The 18,086-nt window shown below is 42.3% G+C and carries 20 protein-coding genes; 14 read left to right on the forward strand and 6 right to left on the reverse strand.

Features of this window, described 5'->3' with window-relative positions; genetic code table 11:
* The first annotated feature begins 12 nt into the window (after positions 1-12).
* The 7 genes from M3593_RS07655 (at position 13) to ptsP (ending at position 6,289) form a co-directional block, all read left to right on the forward strand.
* Positions 13-207, forward strand: coding sequence for a hypothetical protein (locus M3593_RS07655; RefSeq protein WP_144474690.1), 195 nt, complete (start codon positions 13-15; stop codon positions 205-207).
* A gap of 100 nt (positions 208-307) precedes the next feature.
* Complete coding sequence (locus M3593_RS07660) at positions 308-472, forward strand: Spo0E family sporulation regulatory protein-aspartic acid phosphatase (protein ID WP_395883495.1); 165 nt, start codon at positions 308-310, stop codon at positions 470-472.
* A 123-nt stretch (positions 473-595) separates the two neighbouring features.
* Positions 596-1,540 carry an AAA family ATPase gene (locus M3593_RS07665; RefSeq protein ID WP_251542232.1) on the forward strand — a complete coding sequence of 315 codons (945 nt, stop codon included), beginning with the start codon at positions 596-598 and terminating at the stop codon, positions 1,538-1,540.
* A gap of 4 nt (positions 1,541-1,544) precedes the next feature.
* Positions 1,545-2,741: a DUF58 domain-containing protein gene (locus M3593_RS07670; RefSeq protein WP_144474693.1), complete on the forward strand. Its 1,197-nt coding sequence runs from the start codon at positions 1,545-1,547 to the stop codon at positions 2,739-2,741.
* Complete coding sequence (locus M3593_RS07675; protein ID WP_251542230.1) at positions 2,738-3,997, forward strand: hypothetical protein; 1,260 nt, start codon at positions 2,738-2,740, stop codon at positions 3,995-3,997. The genes M3593_RS07670 and M3593_RS07675 overlap by 4 nt, the downstream gene beginning before the upstream one ends.
* A 310-nt stretch (positions 3,998-4,307) precedes the next feature.
* Positions 4,308-4,574: a phosphocarrier protein HPr gene (locus M3593_RS07680; protein WP_144474695.1), complete on the forward strand. Its 267-nt coding sequence runs from the start codon at positions 4,308-4,310 to the stop codon at positions 4,572-4,574.
* Positions 4,574-6,289: a phosphoenolpyruvate--protein phosphotransferase gene (gene ptsP / locus M3593_RS07685; protein ID WP_144474696.1), complete on the forward strand. Its 1,716-nt coding sequence runs from the start codon at positions 4,574-4,576 to the stop codon at positions 6,287-6,289. Before M3593_RS07680 ends, ptsP begins: the two co-directional genes overlap by 1 nt.
* Positions 6,290-6,829: 540 nt before the next feature.
* On the opposite strand, the gene M3593_RS07690 is transcribed toward ptsP, so the two are convergent.
* A complete protein-coding gene (locus M3593_RS07690) occupies positions 6,830-7,495 on the reverse strand; it encodes a GNAT family N-acetyltransferase (RefSeq protein WP_144474698.1) in 666 nt (221 codons plus the stop codon).
* 229 nt (positions 7,496-7,724) lie between these two features.
* On the opposite strand from M3593_RS07690, the gene M3593_RS07695 reads away from it, so the two are divergent.
* Together M3593_RS07695 and M3593_RS07700 are read left to right on the forward strand one after the other, a co-directional pair.
* Positions 7,725-8,606, forward strand: a complete 882-nt coding sequence (locus M3593_RS07695) for an NAD(P)-dependent oxidoreductase (RefSeq protein WP_144474699.1) — start codon at positions 7,725-7,727, stop codon at positions 8,604-8,606.
* 62 nt (positions 8,607-8,668) lie between these two features.
* Positions 8,669-8,845 carry a hypothetical protein gene (locus tag M3593_RS07700; protein WP_186326637.1) on the forward strand — a complete coding sequence of 59 codons (177 nt, stop codon included), beginning with the start codon at positions 8,669-8,671 and terminating at the stop codon, positions 8,843-8,845.
* A 38-nt stretch (positions 8,846-8,883) separates the two neighbouring features.
* On the opposite strand, the gene M3593_RS07705 is transcribed toward M3593_RS07700, so the two are convergent.
* On the reverse strand, positions 8,884-10,029 hold the full coding sequence (locus M3593_RS07705; protein WP_251542229.1) for an aminotransferase A: 1,146 nt from the start codon (positions 10,027-10,029) through the stop codon (positions 8,884-8,886).
* A gap of 136 nt (positions 10,030-10,165) precedes the next feature.
* Between M3593_RS07705 and M3593_RS07710 the strand changes: the two genes are divergently transcribed.
* The 3 genes from M3593_RS07710 (at position 10,166) to M3593_RS07720 (ending at position 12,370) form a co-directional block, all read left to right on the forward strand.
* Complete coding sequence (locus M3593_RS07710; RefSeq protein ID WP_251542228.1) at positions 10,166-10,639, forward strand: DinB family protein; 474 nt, start codon at positions 10,166-10,168, stop codon at positions 10,637-10,639.
* A gap of 76 nt (positions 10,640-10,715) precedes the next feature.
* On the forward strand, positions 10,716-11,285 hold the full coding sequence (locus M3593_RS07715) for a dihydrofolate reductase family protein (RefSeq protein WP_144474701.1): 570 nt from the start codon (positions 10,716-10,718) through the stop codon (positions 11,283-11,285).
* Between the two features lie 179 nt (positions 11,286-11,464).
* Entirely contained in the window at positions 11,465-12,370 is a 906-nt protein-coding gene (locus tag M3593_RS07720; RefSeq protein WP_251542226.1) for a chemotaxis protein, read from the forward strand.
* A gap of 46 nt (positions 12,371-12,416) precedes the next feature.
* Here the strand turns inward: M3593_RS07720 and M3593_RS07725 are convergent, their stop codons facing one another.
* Positions 12,417-12,887, reverse strand: coding sequence for a YkyB family protein (locus M3593_RS07725; protein ID WP_251542224.1), 471 nt, complete (start codon positions 12,885-12,887; stop codon positions 12,417-12,419).
* Positions 12,888-12,997: 110 nt separating this feature from the next.
* On the reverse strand, positions 12,998-13,495 hold the full coding sequence (locus M3593_RS07730; RefSeq protein ID WP_251542222.1) for a L,D-transpeptidase family protein: 498 nt from the start codon (positions 13,493-13,495) through the stop codon (positions 12,998-13,000).
* Between the two features lie 202 nt (positions 13,496-13,697).
* Here M3593_RS07730 and M3593_RS07735 point away from each other — a divergent pair, with 202 nt between their 5' ends.
* Positions 13,698-15,809: a sensor domain-containing protein gene (locus M3593_RS07735; RefSeq protein ID WP_251542214.1), complete on the forward strand. Its 2,112-nt coding sequence runs from the start codon at positions 13,698-13,700 to the stop codon at positions 15,807-15,809.
* Here the strand turns inward: M3593_RS07735 and M3593_RS07740 are convergent, their stop codons facing one another.
* Positions 15,810-16,694, reverse strand: a complete 885-nt coding sequence (locus M3593_RS07740) for a metallophosphoesterase (protein ID WP_251542213.1) — start codon at positions 16,692-16,694, stop codon at positions 15,810-15,812.
* 168 nt (positions 16,695-16,862) lie between these two features.
* On the opposite strand from M3593_RS07740, the gene M3593_RS07745 reads away from it, so the two are divergent.
* Positions 16,863-17,087, forward strand: a complete 225-nt coding sequence (locus M3593_RS07745) for a hypothetical protein (RefSeq protein ID WP_144474706.1) — start codon at positions 16,863-16,865, stop codon at positions 17,085-17,087.
* A 39-nt stretch (positions 17,088-17,126) separates the two neighbouring features.
* On the opposite strand, the gene M3593_RS07750 is transcribed toward M3593_RS07745, so the two are convergent.
* The gene (locus tag M3593_RS07750) at positions 17,127-17,915 is read right to left on the reverse strand and encodes a C39 family peptidase (RefSeq protein ID WP_251542211.1); all 789 of its coding nucleotides are present in this window, start codon (positions 17,913-17,915) and stop codon (positions 17,127-17,129) included.
* Positions 17,916-18,086: the final 171 nt, after the last annotated feature.

Here is an 18,086-nt window from a genome sequence, read left to right on the forward strand (position 1 = left end):
GGGGTGTGAAATATGGACAAGGAACAAGCTGAAAGAATGCTCGAAAACTTGAAAAATAGAGAGGTTGAAGAGATTTTTGTTGCGAAGCAGGATTTTATGGTTTTCCGTGAAGTGATTGTTAAGAGAGAAGACTTTAAATATTTCAGGGGTATTGCCCAAAGAGGCGGAGATGTCATTTATCAATATATGGATGAACCAAGGAGCTAATCCGATTACCTATGTTAAAGGGGAAAAATGTACTATACCTATTAGTGGAATAGTAGTAAAATATTAACATAGACTGATGAGGTGATCGCAGATGGAAACTATGTGCCGTAATAGAATAAAAAAAGAAATCGAACAAAAACGAGAAGAAATGATTTATTCGGCAAAAGAAACAGGTTTTCTAAGCGTCCAGACCATATCAGTAAGCCAGGAACTTGATCGGCTGTTAAATATTTTTCAGGAAGAAATTCAGCCATTATCAAAATGAATGTTGAGAGACACTTAAGCAGTGTCTTTTTTATATCTCTAATTGGTTGAAAATTCACATATTTATTTGCTGATGATAAACTTTTTTAAGGCCTTATAAGAAATATGAGGGGGATGATGAGGGATGGAGATAATAGACAAGCTTGAACAGCTGAAGGACGAAATTAGGAAGGTTGTGGTCGGACGGGACCAGGAAGTAGAAATGATGGTCATATCCCTTTTGAATGATGGCCATATCTTAATGGAAAGTGTGCCGGGAACAGGAAAAACGCTTCTTGCGAAAACATTCGCAAACGTCATAACGGGAAAGTTTTCAAGGGTCCAGTTTACACCAGACGTTTTGCCAAGTGACATAACCGGCATCCAGTTTTTCAATCCGAAGCTGCAGGAGTTTGAATTGAAACCAGGTCCTGTGGTAACCAATATCCTTTTAGCAGATGAAATTAACCGTGCCACCCCAAGAACACAGTCTAGTTTGCTGGAAGCAATGGAAGAACATCAGGTGACAATCGATGGACATACGATTCCGCTGAACACTCCTTTTCTTGTCATTGCAACACAAAACCCGGTTGAATCACAGCAGGGTACCTTCCAGCTGCCTGTTGCCCAGATGGACCGTTTCTTCATTAAACTTTCACTTGGGTATCCAGATATCAATGAAGAAAAAGAAATGATCAAAAAGCACAGATTTGGAACTGAAGCTGCAGAAATCATTGCTGTCTTTAAAGAGGAAGATATCCTCTTTCTTAAGCAGGAACTAAGGAAGGTTAAGCTGGCTGATGTGGTTGAAGAGTATCTATTGAAAATCACAAGGGAAACAAGGAATCATGGATCCATCGAATTAGGCATCAGTCCCCGTGGAACGCTTGCTCTAGTAAAAGCAGCACAAGGCAGAGCACTTGTTAAGGGACGGAGCTTTGTGGTGCCGAATGATATAAAGGAAATGGCTCCATTCGTCCTTGCCCACAGAATTTATCTGTCCGCAGAGGCTTCACTGACGATGACGCCGGAAAAAGTAGTCGAGGATTTGCTGGAATCTATCCCGCTTCCGGTAGAAGCTGAGGTTTGATGCCATGCAATGGAAAAAAAACGTGATTGAGGATCGCTTTTTGTCCATTCTGGCATTTCTCGGTATTTTATTGGTGATTGTAAGCTTTTACATAAACTCCTGGCTGATTTTCGGAGTCGGCATTCTGATCATTTTTCTGGCATTCGCCAATTCCTATTATTTAAAACATATAGGAGAGGGACTGTTTTTTGAGAACAACCGGAATCGCAATCGCTTTTTCATTGGAGACCGGGGGGATTGGAACCTTCATTTCCTCAATCAGGGGCTGCCAATCATGAAAGGGAATATCTCTATTTATTTTGACAGTGCAGTTGTCCCTGCTTCAGCTGAATATTATATCCATCAATCAAGAGTAGATGTCACCCTGCCGTTTTCGATCGGACGAAAAGAAAAAGCCAACATTCATATTCCTTTTCTTGCTGAAAAGCGGGGACTATCGAAAATCAGGAAGCTGGAGCTTCATATTCCGCATTTTTTTGGCTTCGGGGACACGATTCTTGAATTTACCGATGTGATCAATATGGAGACACTTGTCTATCCAAAACCGCTATCGGTGAACAATATTGATCGCCACAAATCAGTCAAGCCTGGAAACAGCCCATCTATTTTCTCTGTTTTTGAAGATAACATGGGACCGGTTGGAACAAGGGATTATCTGCCAACCGACAGCTTCAACAGAATTAACTGGAAAGCAAGTGCAAGGAGAATGACATTGCAGACAAAGGAATTTGAAAGGATCAATGAGGCTGGAGCCGTTTTGTTGATCAACGTTTCTGATGGGTATTCAGTAACCAGCAAGCTTGAATTTTTAATGAGCAGCATTGCGGAAATGGGTTACTTTTTTCATCGGAACAATATCCCTTTCTCCCTTTGCATGAACATAAGGTCTGCCGGGTTGACGCCTTTTACCTATCTTCCATTAGGTTCTGGAAAGGATCATCTGCAAAAGCTCCTGGATTTATTGGCGATTGCCGATTTTCACTCTCCCACCATTCCGCATGAACAATTGCTTTTCTTCTATAAAAGGCATTTGGCGCTCGCACCCGTCATGATATATGCTGGGGTCCGTACACCAAGGACAGATGGCTATATGCAAGAGTGGTCAAGGGAAGGGGTACAGCTTTTTCAACTGCAACAACATAACGAAGGTGGATACCTTGAACCACTAAAAACCGTGTTAAAGGATGTGGCCGGCAAATGAATATTCGTGTCTTGCATGTCTTTTTTCGCTTTTATATCGAATGGACCTTTGCCAGTCTGATTTTTGTGATTATGCATTTGTTATCCTCACAGCAAATGCCATTGACTGCAATGATGGCTATAGCTGCGGCAGCCTCATTGGTTTTCGCGATCCTGTTGGAGAAAAAGCCGAATTTTGCCAAGCCAGTGTATGTACTTGTCATCCTGCCGTTGATTGTCCTGCTTGGAAATATAAGCGGACTGGATCTTTTTTATACAGGGACCACCGCAGTAATGGTCTTTTGGAGGACCCTGAAATTTCATGAGGATTCTACAAGTCATTCGGAAAGCGTTTGGCTTGTCGTCACCTTTCTCGCAGGAGTGTTCGTTTCCCCGCTTGGGTATTTTTATGGCGGGAGCTATTTAATGCAGATCGCGATCCTTTTGATTTTTCAGTTGATGTTTATCTTATCGGGGCAATTTTTGCTAAAATGGCTGGATATTGAAACGGCTGCGAAAAATAGGTTCGCATTTACGTATTCCAGCCTGCTGGGTGGAATGCTGCTTCTGGTCGCTGCACTGACCTTCGGAAGAAATCTTTTAAAGGAATCATTCTTTTTTGTCCTGCAAGCAATTGGATGGATTCTTTCCCTGCTGTTATATCCACTTTTCTCATGGATTGCCTCTCCTGCCCTACAGGAAAGGGCAAGTAAAGTCCTCCCAAACAGAAAGCCGAATGTGGAAGATGCCCATTCTTTTGAGACGGCCAAGCTGGGTTTTGATCCGAATTTCTGGGGACCAATCCTTTTTGTGTTTTTAGTGGTAATCGCTTTTTATTTTATTTATAAAAAAACAAGTTTGTTTAAAAAAGAACAAGGAACGAGTGAAATCCAGGCTGGGTTTGTCACAAATACTCCCTTCAATGATTCTTCACTGAATAACCTGCTTTCAAGGAAGCGGATGGCAATGCCCGCCAATCAAGTACGGAAAGAGATTTTTCAACTGGAAAAATTCGCACATAAAAGAGATCTTGGGAGACTTAATTTTGAATCAATCAATGAATGGTTTGAAAGACTCGGTATTCTATACGATCACAGAACCATCCGGACATATGAAAAAGTAAGATATGGTAATGATCAGGAAGAACCTGTAGAAGGCTGGTTCAAAGAGGATATCAAGGCCATCAAGAAACAACTAATTTCACTTGAAAAACTTTACAAAGAAGAAAATAAAACAGGACTGAAAGACACCTTAAGAAACATTTTAAAACGAAATTAAAATCTTTTGTCACAATTTCGTTAAAATGAAAACGTTTTACTAAAAAAAATGCGCAAAACCTTTAAAAAACAAGGTTTTTTCATTGTCTATAGTGGGGTGAAATGCTATTCTTTTGTGTGGGATGCCAATCCATATTTCTGAGGAAATGATTGGAAACAATATATGGTGTGAAAGAACAACACAAATGGGTAAAATACAAATATCATTTTGGCCAGGCCAGATTTTGACCTTTCGCTGAATTGAACCATTTAGTTCGGAAGGCATCATGTATGGTCATCTTAAACATTTATTTAAAGGAGATTGATCTAGTATGGTACAAAAACAATTCAAGGTTGTTGCTGAAACAGGAATCCATGCTCGCCCTGCTACAATGCTTGTTCAGGCTGCAAGTAAGTTCGATTCAGAAATCCACTTAGAATATAAAGAAAAAAAGGTTAACCTTAAGTCAATCATGGGTGTAATGTCATTAGGAATCGGCCAGGGTGCAGACATCGCGATCATCGCTGAAGGAAGCGACGAGCAAGATGCTCTTAATACGCTGGAAGAAACTCTTAAAAGAGAAGGCTTAGCTGAATAATGGGCTTTCTCCAGGGTATTGCTGCTTCAAATGGCATTGCCATCGCAAAAGCCTATAAGCTTGTCGAGCCGGATTTTTCTTTTGAAAAAAAATCGGTAGATGCCCCTGCTGAAGAGGTTGCACGGTTCCAGACTGCGCTTCAGACATCAAAAGCTGAGCTTGAAAAGATCCGTGATCATGCAGGAACAGCTTTGGGTGCAGATAAAGCAGCGATTTTTGATGCACATCTTCTAGTATTAAGTGATCCAGAACTGATTTCACCCATCGAAGATAAAATCACAACTGAAAATGTCAATGCAGAACACGCATTGAAAGAAACTGCTGATATGTTCATTGGCATGTTCGAATCTATGGACAATGAATATATGAAAGAACGTGCAGCAGATATCCGCGATGTAACAAAGCGAGTGCTTGCACATCTTTTGGGAATCCAAATTCCTAATCCAAGCATGATTGCCGAAGAAGTGGTTATTGTCGCTGAGGATTTGACTCCTTCAGATACAGCCCAGTTAAATCGCCAGTTTGTAAAAGGTTTTACAACCAATATTGGCGGCCGTACATCACATTCTGCAATCATGGCTCGTTCCATGGAAATTCCTGCGGTTGTCGGCACCAAGGCAGCTACAGAAGAAATCAATAACGGCGATCTCGTTGTTGTGGATGGGTTGAAAGGTGAAGTTCATTTCAATCCGACTCCAGAGGTTCTTGATGCATATAAACAGATTCAGGAAGACTTTGAGAAGCAAAAAGCAGAATGGGCAAAGCTTGTTAATGAAAAATCAGTAACAGCTGATGGCCATCATGTAGAGCTTGCCGCGAACATCGGGACACCGAAGGATTTAAAGGGTGTTGTCGAAAATGGCGGTGAGGCTGTAGGACTATACCGTACGGAATTCCTCTATATGGACAGGGACCAGCTTCCTACTGAAGAGGAACAGTTTACAGCATACAAGGCTGTTCTTGAAGGCATGGAAGGCAAGCCAGTCGTAGTCCGCACATTGGATATCGGCGGTGACAAAGAACTTCCATATCTTGACTTGCCAAAAGAAATGAATCCTTTCCTTGGTTTCAGGGCAATCCGTCTTTGCCTGGAGGAAGTAGATATTTTCCGTACACAGTTACGCGCTCTATTGCGTGCCAGCGTTCATGGCAACCTGAAGATCATGTTCCCGATGATCGCTACTCTTAATGAATTCAGGCAAGCAAAAGCGATGCTGGAAGAAGAGAAAGCTAAGCTTGTAGAGGAAGGCATCAAGGTTGCCGACCACATCGAACTTGGAATCATGGTCGAAATCCCTTCAACTGCGGTCCTTGCAGACCAGTTCGCAAAGGAAGTTGACTTCTTCAGTATCGGAACAAATGACCTTATTCAATATACGATGGCTGCAGACAGGATGAACCAGCAGGTATCCTACTTGTACCAGCCGTATAATCCGTCCATCCTTCGTCTTGTGAAAATGGTTATTGATGCAGCGCATAAAGAAGGCAAATGGGCTGGCATGTGCGGGGAAATGGCCGGTGACGAAACTGCTATTCCGATTTTGCTTGGTTTAGGTCTTGATGAGTTCTCAATGAGTGCTTCTTCAATCCTGAAAGCACGCTCTTTGATCAGAAACCTGAACAAAGCCGATATGGAAAAGCTGGCTTCTGACGTCTTAAACATGAGCACCACAGAAGAAGTAGTCGAAGCAGTAAACAAAGCAGTCGCTTTGTAATATATTTGTAATACAAAAAATGTTTTACCCTATAGATGGCGGGTATATATGAATAAGCACTTTGGTTAGACTGAAAGTAAGCTAATCATTCTCATTTTCCCCCAGATTTGGCCGGCTGTTAAACAGCCGGCATTTTTTTGTGTCTAAAAGCCAATTCGCATTAAATTTAAAGGCGGGATGTCCGGCAGTAACAACTTCGGACAGGTTTGAAGGGAAAAGCAGAAAAGCTGTCCGAAGCAAGAGCACCTTCAGACAGGTTTGCAGGAAAAAGCAGAAAAGCTGTCCGAAGCAGGAGCCACTTCAGATAGGTTTGCAGGAAAAAGCAGAAAAGCTGTCCGAAGCAAGATCAACTTCGGACAGCTCTAGAGAAAATAGCAGGAAACCTGTCAAAAACCAGTCCAACTTCCGACAAGTTCATAAGGAAGAGCATCAAAACTGTCAAAAACAATACTCACCGGATAGGTAAAGTGCTGATAACGGCTGCCCCTAATGACTGTACAAATAAAAAAGGTGCCTGTCACGCAACAGCAGGTCAGCTTCTTAAACTTTAAATGGGTTTTTCCACTCCATCAGCATTCCATAATTCAGTGATTCTTCATCTTCCAGATAATTGGCTACCGGTTTTACCGGAGTACGGCCGCAGCGGAGCAAAAAGGAAACGACCGGATCCCTCAATTCACCACCCAGAACTTTTTCTACATACTGGTCAATCGACAGTTGTGCAGAGAATGCGTGATAACCTGGCATCCTGCCGCCTCCCAAAAGTCTATCCAATCCTAAATGAACAACTGTCTCATACATGCATTGCATCATCCATTTTCCAAGTCCTAATTTACGATAGGCAGGGCTGATGCAAATATCTACAATATAAAGGGTGTTGCCGTCCGGATCATGGTTCCGGATGTAGCCATTATCGGTAATATCAGCCCAGGAATGTTCTTCATCACCTTTTTTCATTTCAACGATCAGGCCGGTGATCGACCCTGCAATGCGGCCGCCAACTTCGACACATATAGCACCTTCGGTGAACAAGCTAATATGATTTGTCAGCTGCTCTTCATTCCACCAGAGTTCTTCCGGAAATGGCGGGGGAAAGGCTTCCTGCTGGACACGGATTAACTGCTCAAAATCGTCTCTCGTATAATTTCTAAACGTTGCCTTGACAGGTTTATTATTTTCGTAAACATAAATCTCTTTATAAAACATGTTCGCACCTCGAAAAGTCGTCATAACCACAGTATAAAAAGTTCGGGCACACAAGGTCAACTTGTGATCCATTAAATAAAGTCGATTGTTTAAAAAGACCAAAGAAAGGGTAACATAATGATGCGCATAAAAATGGTAGATCGCTCTGGAGGCCGGGATTAATTTCTCGGCCTTTTTTGATTCTAATGTTAGAATATATTTAAAATTAAAGAGGGAAGAAGGAGTACATATGCTATCCAAAGAAGATACTGTAATTGGATTCATCGGAACTGGTGTGATGGGGAAAAGCATGGCAGTTCATCTGCTTGAAGCAGGCTATCAGCTGACGGTTTTTACCAGGACAAAGGAAAAGGCTGCTGAATTGCTGGAAAAAGGTGCGGTCTGGTCAGAGTCACCACGTGAGGTTGCCCAAAAAGCGGATGTTGTTTTTACAATCGTTGGTTACCCATCAGATGTAGAAGAGGTTTATTTGGGCGAGGAGGGACTAATCGCCAATGGGAAGCCTGGGAGTTATCTGATTGATATGACAACATCCACTCCATCCCTGGCAAAGAAGATTTATGAGGCAGCAAAAGAAAAAGGAATCCATGCGATTGATGCTCCTGTTTCCGGTGGTGATGTAGGTGCCCGGGAAGCAAGGCTCGCGATTATGGTCGGCAGTGATGACGAGGCCTTCCTTGAAGTGGAACCGCTGCTTAATATACTGGGCACGAATATCGTCCATCAAGGAGAGCCTGGTGCAGGCCAGCACACAAAGATGGCCAACCAGATTGCCATAGCATCGAACATGATCGGTGTATGTGAGGCAATCATCTACGCCGAAAAGGCCGGCCTTGATCCTGAGGCCGTATTGAAAAGCATTTCTACCGGTGCTGCAGGCAGCTGGTCACTGTCAAACCTGGCACCAAGGATGATAGCAGGCAATTTCGAGCCTGGTTTCTTTATCAAGCATTTCATCAAGGATATGAAAATAGCCCTCGATGAAGCGAAACGGATGGACATGGAAGTGCCTGGACTCTCGATGGCTCTTTCATTGTATGAGCAGCTTGCGGAAAAAGGCGAAGAAAACAGCGGTACACAGGCGTTATATAAGTACTGGAAACAATCATAATATTTGCTAGTCATAGACCCCTCCCCAGGTAAAGATACTAAAACCTAAAGGAGGGGATTTCTATGGCTAAAAGGACAAAAAAGAACGATCCGCAGCAAAAGAACAAAAAGGGTTTCGACTCTGCTGTCATTGATTCTGAGTTCTCACATGAGATTGGCAGTGCGGCGACAAATAAGATCCATAAAGATAAGGCGAAAAAAGAGAAAGCTCCTAAGAATAACGGAAAATTCAAGGGATAATACAAAGCCGTTCCTCAATAGCAGGAACGGCTTTCAAATTATTGTCGTATATATCTTTCCAAACGGTCAAGCCCTTCTTGTAGTGTATCCATAGAATATGCATAGGAAAGGCGGAAATACCCCTCTCCAAAATCTGAGAAAGCACTCCCCGGAACAACTGCCAGCTTTGCTTCTTTGACTAAATCCATGCAAAAATCAAATGAGGAAATATTGCTTGCCGGAATTTTAATGAAAAAGTAGAACGCTCCTTCAGGCTTGATGACATCAAGGCCCATGGAGGTGAGTCTTTTGAATACATAATCGCGCCTAATGGCATACTCCTCTTTCATTGGCAATGCATCATCAACCCCTGCCGTCAAAGCCTCTAACGCAGCCATTTGTGAAATCGAAGTTGCACAGGTCACATTGTATTGATGTACCTTCAGAATATGTTTCGCCAGATATTCAGGCGCAAAAAGCATTCCTATTCTCCAGCCTGTCATTGAGTGTGATTTGGAAAGCCCGTTAATGACAATTGTCTGTTCCTTCAGGAATTGCGCAATTGATATATGTTCCTGCTCGTAAACCAGTTCACTGTATATTTCATCAGCCAGCACAAAAATATCCTTGTCCATCAGGAGTTTTGCAATTTCTTTGAGTTCGGTCTCATTCAGGCTGACCCCGGTAGGATTCGATGGATATGGAAGGACAATACACCTTGTTTTTTCGGTAATCAGGCTCTCAATCAGCGCGGCTGTCATCCGAAATCCGGTTTTCCTGATGTCCGCATAGATTGGGGTGGCACCGCAAAGCTTGATGATTGGCTCGTATCCTGGATAAACAGGACCGGGCAGGATCACCTCACAGCCTTCATCAAGGATGGTCCGGAAGGTGATATCAATCGCTTCACTTGCTCCCACTGTGATGATTGTTTCTTGTTCAGCTGAATAAGAAACATGGTACTTATCTCTGTAGAAATCCGCTGCGGCCTCTCTAAGCTGAATCAGACCGGCATTATGTGTATATGTAGTGATATTAGACTCTATAGCCTGCTTGCCAGCTTCTTTAACATGTTCAGGGGTTTTGAAGTCAGGCTGTCCGATCGTCAAAGAAACCATATCCTCCACATGGGCAACCATGTTGAAAAATTTCCTGATGCCGGAGATCTCTATGTTTTTAACACGATTATTAATTAAATGCTCCACGTATTACATCCCTCCCATTATCATTCCTATTTTACCATGTTAAAGTGGAAAGTTGTAAATTCATCTGAAAGGAAAAAGGGTTAATGAAAGAAGCAGAGAATATTAATTTAGGTAGAAATGGAAAGGGGTGTTCCGCTTGGACTTGGAACAAATCAAAAAACATTATACAGAGTTTGATATCTGGATCCAATCATTGAGAAATCTTGACGCCAGTGAATGGCTTATGCCGCTGGGAGAGGGGAAATGGACGGTAGCCGCGGTAGTATCCCATCTGCTCTTCTGGGATAAATTTTCATTGGAGGAGCGATTTCCGTATTTTAAAGAAGACGCAGTTTTGCCATCATTTCCTGATTTTCAGGAAATCAATGACAAGGCGCGTGAATATGCTGAAAATAATGCGACAAAGGACCAAATCCTTGATGAACTCCTTGAGGTCCGTCAAGAGTTCCATGGAATGCTTGAACACATGAATCAAGACGCTCTTGCAGTCTCATTCAAAATTTCCGACCATCAAATGACGACTGGTGCATATTTTGCGGACTTTATCTGGCACGATCTCCATCATCAAAAACAAGTAGATGCTGTGTTAGGAAGGGCAGTCGCAAATTGATTTCATATGCAGACCTTTTTTGGTGTGCTTTAAATTTTTTCGACAAAAACAAACAATCAAAAAAGGATGAGTAGTTATGTCAAATACCGTAAAACATAGAAGGATAATTTTAGATTTAGCAATTACTTTAGATGGATTTATTGAAGGGAAAAATGGAGAAGTTGATTGGTGTATCATGGACCCTGATATGGAGTTTACTGATTTCTTGAATCAAATTGATACTATTTTATATGGCAGGAAAAGCTACGATTCATGGGGACAATATTTTCCAAAAAATGATGACCCTGATACCGAAAAGGAAATATGGAAACTGGTTCATAGTAAAAAGAAATATGTTTTTTCCAGAACACTGAATGCGATTGATCATCAAGCAATAGTCATAAATGATAATATCCTTGGAGAAGTAAATAAATTGAAGCAAGAGCCTGGTAAAGACATTTGGCTATATGGCGGAGCAAGTCTTATTAAAACTTTTATAAATCTCGGGCTTGTTGATGAATTTAGATTATCTATTCACCCTGTTGCATTGGGGGAAGGAAAACCGTTGTTTATTGATTTAAAACAGAGGATTAATTTAAAAATGGTTAATACAAGAACATTTTCCTCAGGCGTTGTGCAAATAATTTATCATTGGCACGGTAACTAAAACCTATTGTAATAAATAATCTAATATTGAATGTTAAAGGGGAGTCCATAAATAATGGGTTCCCTTTTTTAATGTAATTATCTACACAAAATTTTTACAAGGCCTTTTGCCTAAAGGTATTAGCCGACCTGCCGATAATAGGTATATAGTACTTATATTTTTTTTAGAGAAGGAAGAGCATGATGAATGATAGCAGTATTTTATTAGAATCGGGCACGAATGAACTGGAAATTGTCGAGTTCGGCATCGGCCAGAATAAATTTGCCATAAATGTCATGAAAGTAAAAGAAATCCTCAATCCGGTGCCTGTCGTGGAGATTCCACAGTCACATCCATTTGTGGAGGGAATCATGGAACTGAGGGGAGAGGTGCTTCCTGTCATTAATGTGGCGTCTGCTTTAGGACTGCCTCAATCTGCCAATCCTCAAATGGATAAGTTCATAGTAGCGGAATTCAATCGGCAAAAGACGGTATTCCACGTCCATACAGTTTCGCAAATTCATCGTATCTCATGGACTCAGATTGAGAAACCATCTGATCTGTATCAGGGACAGGAGAGCCAGGTGATCGGTGTGATCAAGCTGGGAGGAGAGATGGTTCTTTTCCTGGACTTTGAAAAGATTCTTCTTGAGATCAATCCTGATTCTGGGGTAAAAATCAGTGATGTCAAAAAGCTGGGGCCGAGAGAGCGTTCATTGAAAAAAATCGTGATTGCAGAGGATTCTGCGATGCTGAGAAAAATGCTTCATGACACATTGAGTGAAGCAGGATTCGATAACCTGGAGTTCTTCGAGAATGGGCAGGATGCAATCACTTATCTTGAACACCTGGCAGGAAATCCACAGGAGCTGCCAGGGGCAGTCCAGCTTGTGATCACGGATATTGAAATGCCGCAGATGGATGGCCATCATCTGACAAAGAGGATAAAGGAGCATCCGGTTCTGTCAAAGCTCCCGGTGATCATCTTCTCTTCGTTGATCACGAACGAGCTGCGCCATAAGGGAAGTGTTGTGGGTGCGGATGCCCAGATCAGCAAGCCGGAGATCGCACAGCTGGTCCTGAAGATTGATGAATTAATTTTATAAGGCAGATTGGCTATCAAAAAAAGAAAGCTGGGCTTCCAGCTTTCTTTTAAGGATATCTTTCGCCAAGCTTTTTGAATACTGGCTTTGCATATTTTCTTGTCCTGGCAGTACTGGAAGCTTCCTGTGCCTCCTTTAAACCAGTGTAGGATGACAATAATTTCTTTGCATTGGTCAATGAGATCGATGCTTTCGGATTCCGGACTGTCTGATCAAGCTTTCCCAGATGGGGCAGCAGTTCAAAGTCCTGCTTAGTCGGCGGGATATGGAATGTATAATCTCCGCAAACCACGAGTACGTCTGACTGCTGCTGACTGTTCCTCGGATTGTTTGAAAAATGAAGACCAGCCTTTTTGGCTTTTCCTTCCCTGAGCATTTTTTTTATCGCATCATGTTTTAACTGATAAAGAAATTTCGCATTTGGAGCAGTCTTGGCATGACGGTTCACGGTGAAGATTGCTTGCGAGAGGTTCTCAATCGTTGGACGGAGTTGGGGAATATTGTTCCTTTCATTCTTCAATTGGATAGGCTCCTTTCTTCGTTAGGACTTATGCAAGTCCTTTTTAACCATATTTCTATTATACCCTTTATTTGGCTTTTTGAGAAATAGAAGCCTATCATCGAGCATTATTATGGTCTGATGGTTACTCTTGTTCCATTGGGTACTTGCCGGGCCAATTCGAGGACATCTTTATTATGCATGCGTATACATCCTTTTGAAACTAACTTGCCGATGGAGGCAGGATTATTTGTCCCATGGATTCCATACCCAAGTTTGGAAAGTGATAACCACATTACGCCATAAGGCCCGCCTGGGTTGGGTTCTCTGTTGACAATGACAAATTCACCGACCGGGGTTTGAGTCAGCATTTTCCCGATGCCGACTGGGTAGGTTTTTACTGTATGGCCTGCTCTGGATAAACTGAGCCTTTTGCTGGTTAATGATACCGAAATGGAATAAGGAATGGAAGCTGGCTCTGGAAGTCCGGGAATTGAAATCCGCTGGCCTGGATAGATGAGCGCCGGGTTGATGATTCCGGGATTCGCAGACAGGATTTGGCCGATGGGCCGGCGGTAATTAGCTGCGATAACGACCAAAGACTCGCCTTTTTTAACAATATGATACATAAAATCTCCTCCTCTGAATCAGCTTATGCCTGTTGGAGAGGAAGGTCACCCTGCGGTTTCCGGATGTCGATTTTTAGCGAAAATTTGTAAATATTAAAAAAATAGTATCGTTTTTCCTTATTCAAAAAGGTAAAATAGGGATATAAAACTATTTCGGATCATGGACCAGGTACGAACGTACTTCTGGAATGAGGATGGTTAGATGGATCAGATGAAGCAATCACGAATCACAAAAAGGAGGAGCACACCAGCTCCCAATAAAATAGAACAGATGATTTCAGATATCATCTTTAAACATGTGACGGATCTTGTTTTTATCATGAAGGTAGAACCGGGATTTCAATTCCGTTACTTATTTGCGAATGAAAACGGGCTGCTTCACGCGGGAATGGACCCGCGTGATATTGGCAAGACGATGAAGGAAGTATTGCCTGTTGACCGGTTTGCCCATTTGCAGCAGCAGTATGTAAAGTCCGTGAAAACTGGTGAGGAAGTCGTTTTCCATCATGAAGTTGATCTAGAAAATGAAAAACAGGTTCTTGGTGAGACGCTGCTGACCCCGGTGAAGAATGTTTCAGGGGACGTTCAATATGTTGTAGCGGTAACCCGGGATATTACCGAAACGATGAAGGAAAAGAATAGATTGATTGACAGTGAGCAGCGCTATCGTTCACTTATCGACCATAATCTTGATGCGGTTTTTTCAATCGATCTAAAAGGAAAAATCCTTGATGTCAACCCAGCTGCGCAAATATTGACCGGTTATACGGTCAAACAGCTTAAATCGAGGAAGATCACCAGCTTGATTTGCGAGAGTGACCTGCCGCCATTCCACGAACTTTTGGCTGATACGAAACATGGAAATGCAAAGGAATCGCTTGATTGCCGCTTCATGCACCGAAAGGGCAATTTCCTGACAGTCCATTTGAAGACGATACCAATTGTGATTCATTCTGAAATAAAAGGCATGTATATCATCATACGGGACCTTTCCGAACAGGCTAAAAATACCGAGTTGATAAGATACATGGCATTCCACGATCAGCTTACAGGGCTGCAAAACCGAAGGGCACTTCTCGATCATCTTGATAGTCTTGTCAAAAGCCGAATGAAGCAAAAAAATCCATTCGCCCTTCTCTTTCTTGATATCGATCGGTTCAAGTATTTGAACGATACACTGGGTCATCTTGTTGGCGACCAGATTCTGAAACAGGTTGCCGATCGACTGGTCGAAATCCAAAAAGAAAACTGTACTGTGTACAGACAAGGCGGTGACGAATTCATCATTGTCCTTGAAGAAACAGGAAGGCTGGCCGCAGGTGAATTTGCACAAAAAATATTATCCGGATTCAACGAATCTTTTTATTTCAATTCCCAGGAGTATTATATAACACCAAGCATTGGAATCAGTCTATATCCCAATGATGGCAGGGACGCTGAATCCTTGATTAAATATGCGGATGAAGCATTATATAGCGTTAAAGAAAAAGGGAAAGCACACTACCAATTTTATCGGTCAGACATGCAATCAACAGGAATCAATGTCGTTACCCTTGAGGCCCATTTGCGAAAAGCCATCGAACGGGAAGAACTGGAACTTTATTTTCAGCCGCAGGTGAACTTAATTACCAATGAAATTTCCAGCTTTGAAGCTTTGCTTCGATGGAACAGCACTGAGTTTGGCTTTATTTCTCCTGCTGAATTCATTCCGCTTGCAGAAGATACCGGGTTGATCATCCCGATCGGCAACTGGGTAATTGACAGGGCATGCCGTCAAATCAGGGAATGGTCTGAGAAGGCAGGGAGACCAATCAGGATTGCGGTCAATATATCCCCGAAGCAATTCTTGCAGCTGGATTTAGTCAGGGTGATTAAAAATGCGGTTGAACAGCATGATATAGATCCTGGCCTTCTGGAAATTGAGATTACAGAAGGAGCAATGCAGGATACGAAAGAAACAATCCCAACCTTGAAACGTTTGAAAGATCTAGGAATCAAAATTTCCGTTGATGATTTTGGGACAGGCTACTCATCACTCAGTTATTTAAAGCAGTTTCCTATTGATGTATTGAAGATTGACCAGAGTTTCATAGGGGATATAAAGTATAACGGCAAGGATGCCGCCATCATAACAACCATTATCCACCTTGGCAAAAGCCTGGGCATGGAAGTGATTGCCGAAGGTGTTGAAGAACCAAGCCAGGTAGAATTCCTTACAAATGCCGATTGCGAAAAAGCCCAGGGGTTCTTTTTTGCAAGACCATTAAAAGTAATGGAAGCAGAAGAGAGATTCATAATGAAAACAAGCAGCTGATCAGCTGCTTGTTTTTTTGTGGCGGAGTGTAAATAATGTAAGTTCAGGCTGTGACAAAAACCTGAACGGAAGCCTGGTTGTTCCCAGTCCGCGATTCACATATAGTTTAAATTCCTTGTTGTTTCCTCCGTCATAGAAGCCTTCTACGTATTTTTCGGCAAATGGCGGGGTAACCAGTGGACCGTAAAAGGGTATCTGGATTTGTCCGCCGTGGCTGTGGCCGCTCAGCTGCAATTGAATAGAATATTGTGCTGCTTCATCTGCTTTATCTGGAGCATGGGATAAGAGGATGGTATAGGATTCATTAGGTATTTTGGACATAGCCTCTGCCAGATTTGGCTTGCCAAGCATGGCATCGTCAATGCCGGAAATCCAGATCGAACTGCCATCAAGAAGCCTGACATCAGCAGAATCGTTCAGCAGCAAGGTGAAACCTGATTGCTCCATCATTTGTTTATATAAATCAGAACCATATCCTCCATGATCGTGATTTCCATATACAGCAAATTTTCCAAGAGGGGCCTCTAACTGTTGTAACAGTGTGATGATTGTCCTTTTCTTTTCTGTAAAGTGCCGGGGGTCATCAAGTAAATCGCCTGTAAAAACAATCAAATCCGGATTCAGTTCATTGATTTTGGCAACCAGCTTCGCAAGCTGCTCAATTGTATATTGAAAACCAATATGAGTATCGCTGAATTGGATGATCTTCACTCCATCAAATCCTGCCGGAAGCATGGCGCTCCTGATAGTATGGCGCTTGATATCAAGCATCCGAGGCTCGACTTCCCGGGCATAGAAATAGCCGCCAGCGGTGAGTCCGCCTGCAGTCAATAATGTGCCGACTGCCTTTTTTATAAATTTCCTCCGGGTGATTTGCTCAGACATGAAAAATACCAACCTATCTCCAAATTTTCTCTACTATACTAGCAAACATACATGGAAAAAAGAAGTGCCATTTTAGGGAAGGAATTCATTTTTGTGTTTCTTGATCATGACTCTGGGGAAGAGAAAGGAAAAGTATGACTTGTCCTTTCGGTAAAAGAGGTGTTGTTGATGAAATATTATGATATGAGAATGGAAATAATGTTCATACCCATGAAAAATGGCTATTTAAAAGTTTTTGTTTCCGGTTTTGACCGTTTAGGAACTTGGGGGAACTCAATCGCTGTCTTTAATGGGGTGTCGGCAACAGCAAAAGGTTTTAATAAGAAGAGGACAATCGTCCATTCTATTGCCAAACTTCATAAATCGCTTGAGAGGAAGAGCGGAGGGAAATAAAAGAGAAAGGCCGGAAGGAATCCAGCCTTTATCGATTTTTTAACGGTAACTGACTGCTCTTGATTGCATCGCTTTCCATGTTTCAATAAAACGCTGCTTGTTAACAGGCACTTGTTTTCGGCCTGAAAGAGGGTCGTTCAGATAGACAGTCGTGTCATTGAAACCAACAAGGACGACTGCGTGTAAGTCGAGTGGCGTTTTTATGACTTCGTTGCCATGTGTCCATGATTCCCAGCGATCCGGAAGACGATAGTCACCTGTCGTCCACATGACGGCTGGATAACCGGAAGCTACATGATTCAGAACAGTCTCAAAGTTTTTGCCGGTCAAATTCACGGCCCGGCCTGGGAGATAATTGTTGATCAACTCTTCCATAGGCCTATCAAAAACTGCATACCCTGCGCGTTTCCCTGTCATATCTCCAACAAAGCCATCAGCTGGATCGCCCCAGCTTATGATATCCCCATTTGCAGAACGCTTCAGTGGATCATTATCTTTTTTAATCTCATTGAAAAGCTTCATTTTATTCGTTTCAGCCCCGGCATACTTCAGCATCATGGCCAGGCTGGTTACTTCACACCCATATTTTAATTCTGGATTTTGTATAATCAAGGGTACATTCATCATTATCTGTTTGTCACGCTGATGCTGTACTTTTGGTTTTTGTTCTGGTTTCGGGACCGCCAGTTCCTGAATCTGTTCAGGAACTTCCTTGATAACGATTGGTTCATGGTCTGTCTTGAGGGTCTTGATTTGGTTTTCGGCGGGCGAGCCGTGACTGCATCCAAGCAATGGAAGAATAATGCCGATGAAATGCCACGGTTTCATGTCATCATCCTTCCATAAGCTCTGCTTTTATCTTTGGCCATCTGGAGGCTTTTATGACTTGTGGAAAATGGAAACAGTGTAACTGAGGGATTTATCATATTGTGGTAAAATCGTTCATATCAAAGTAATGGAATAGAAAATGCGCAAATTTTGAAGGGAGGTTTGAGTTTT

The sequence above is a fragment of the Mesobacillus sp. MER 48 genome (assembly GCF_023714225.1).
In the GTDB taxonomy this organism is placed as follows: domain Bacteria; phylum Bacillota; class Bacilli; order Bacillales; family Cytobacillaceae; genus Mesobacillus; species Mesobacillus oceanisediminis_A.

What these genes read in the sequence shown, in the direction of transcription:
- M3593_RS07655 (WP_144474690.1), top strand. Translation starts at nt 13, where the DNA reads ATGGACAAGGAACAAGCTGAAAGAATGCTCGAAAACTTGAAAAATAGA.
- M3593_RS07660 (WP_395883495.1), top strand. Translation starts at nt 308, where the DNA reads ATGTGCCGTAATAGAATAAAAAAAGAAATCGAACAAAAACGAGAAGAA.
- M3593_RS07665 (WP_251542232.1), top strand. Translation starts at nt 596, where the DNA reads ATGGAGATAATAGACAAGCTTGAACAGCTGAAGGACGAAATTAGGAAG.
- M3593_RS07670 (WP_144474693.1), top strand. Translation starts at nt 1,545, where the DNA reads ATGCAATGGAAAAAAAACGTGATTGAGGATCGCTTTTTGTCCATTCTG.
- M3593_RS07675 (WP_251542230.1), top strand. Translation starts at nt 2,738, where the DNA reads ATGAATATTCGTGTCTTGCATGTCTTTTTTCGCTTTTATATCGAATGG.
- M3593_RS07680 (WP_144474695.1), top strand. Translation starts at nt 4,308, where the DNA reads ATGGTACAAAAACAATTCAAGGTTGTTGCTGAAACAGGAATCCATGCT.
- ptsP (WP_144474696.1), top strand. Translation starts at nt 4,574, where the DNA reads ATGGGCTTTCTCCAGGGTATTGCTGCTTCAAATGGCATTGCCATCGCA.
- M3593_RS07690 (WP_144474698.1), bottom strand. Translation starts at nt 7,495, where the DNA reads ATGTTTTATAAAGAGATTTATGTTTACGAAAATAATAAACCTGTCAAG.
- M3593_RS07695 (WP_144474699.1), top strand. Translation starts at nt 7,725, where the DNA reads ATGCTATCCAAAGAAGATACTGTAATTGGATTCATCGGAACTGGTGTG.
- M3593_RS07700 (WP_186326637.1), top strand. Translation starts at nt 8,669, where the DNA reads ATGGCTAAAAGGACAAAAAAGAACGATCCGCAGCAAAAGAACAAAAAG.
- M3593_RS07715 (WP_144474701.1), top strand. Translation starts at nt 10,716, where the DNA reads ATGTCAAATACCGTAAAACATAGAAGGATAATTTTAGATTTAGCAATT.
- M3593_RS07720 (WP_251542226.1), top strand. Translation starts at nt 11,465, where the DNA reads ATGATGAATGATAGCAGTATTTTATTAGAATCGGGCACGAATGAACTG.
- M3593_RS07730 (WP_251542222.1), bottom strand. Translation starts at nt 13,495, where the DNA reads ATGTATCATATTGTTAAAAAAGGCGAGTCTTTGGTCGTTATCGCAGCT.
- M3593_RS07735 (WP_251542214.1), top strand. Translation starts at nt 13,698, where the DNA reads ATGGATCAGATGAAGCAATCACGAATCACAAAAAGGAGGAGCACACCA.
- M3593_RS07740 (WP_251542213.1), bottom strand. Translation starts at nt 16,694, where the DNA reads ATGTCTGAGCAAATCACCCGGAGGAAATTTATAAAAAAGGCAGTCGGC.
- M3593_RS07745 (WP_144474706.1), top strand. Translation starts at nt 16,863, where the DNA reads ATGAAATATTATGATATGAGAATGGAAATAATGTTCATACCCATGAAA.
- M3593_RS07750 (WP_251542211.1), bottom strand. Translation starts at nt 17,915, where the DNA reads ATGAAACCGTGGCATTTCATCGGCATTATTCTTCCATTGCTTGGATGC.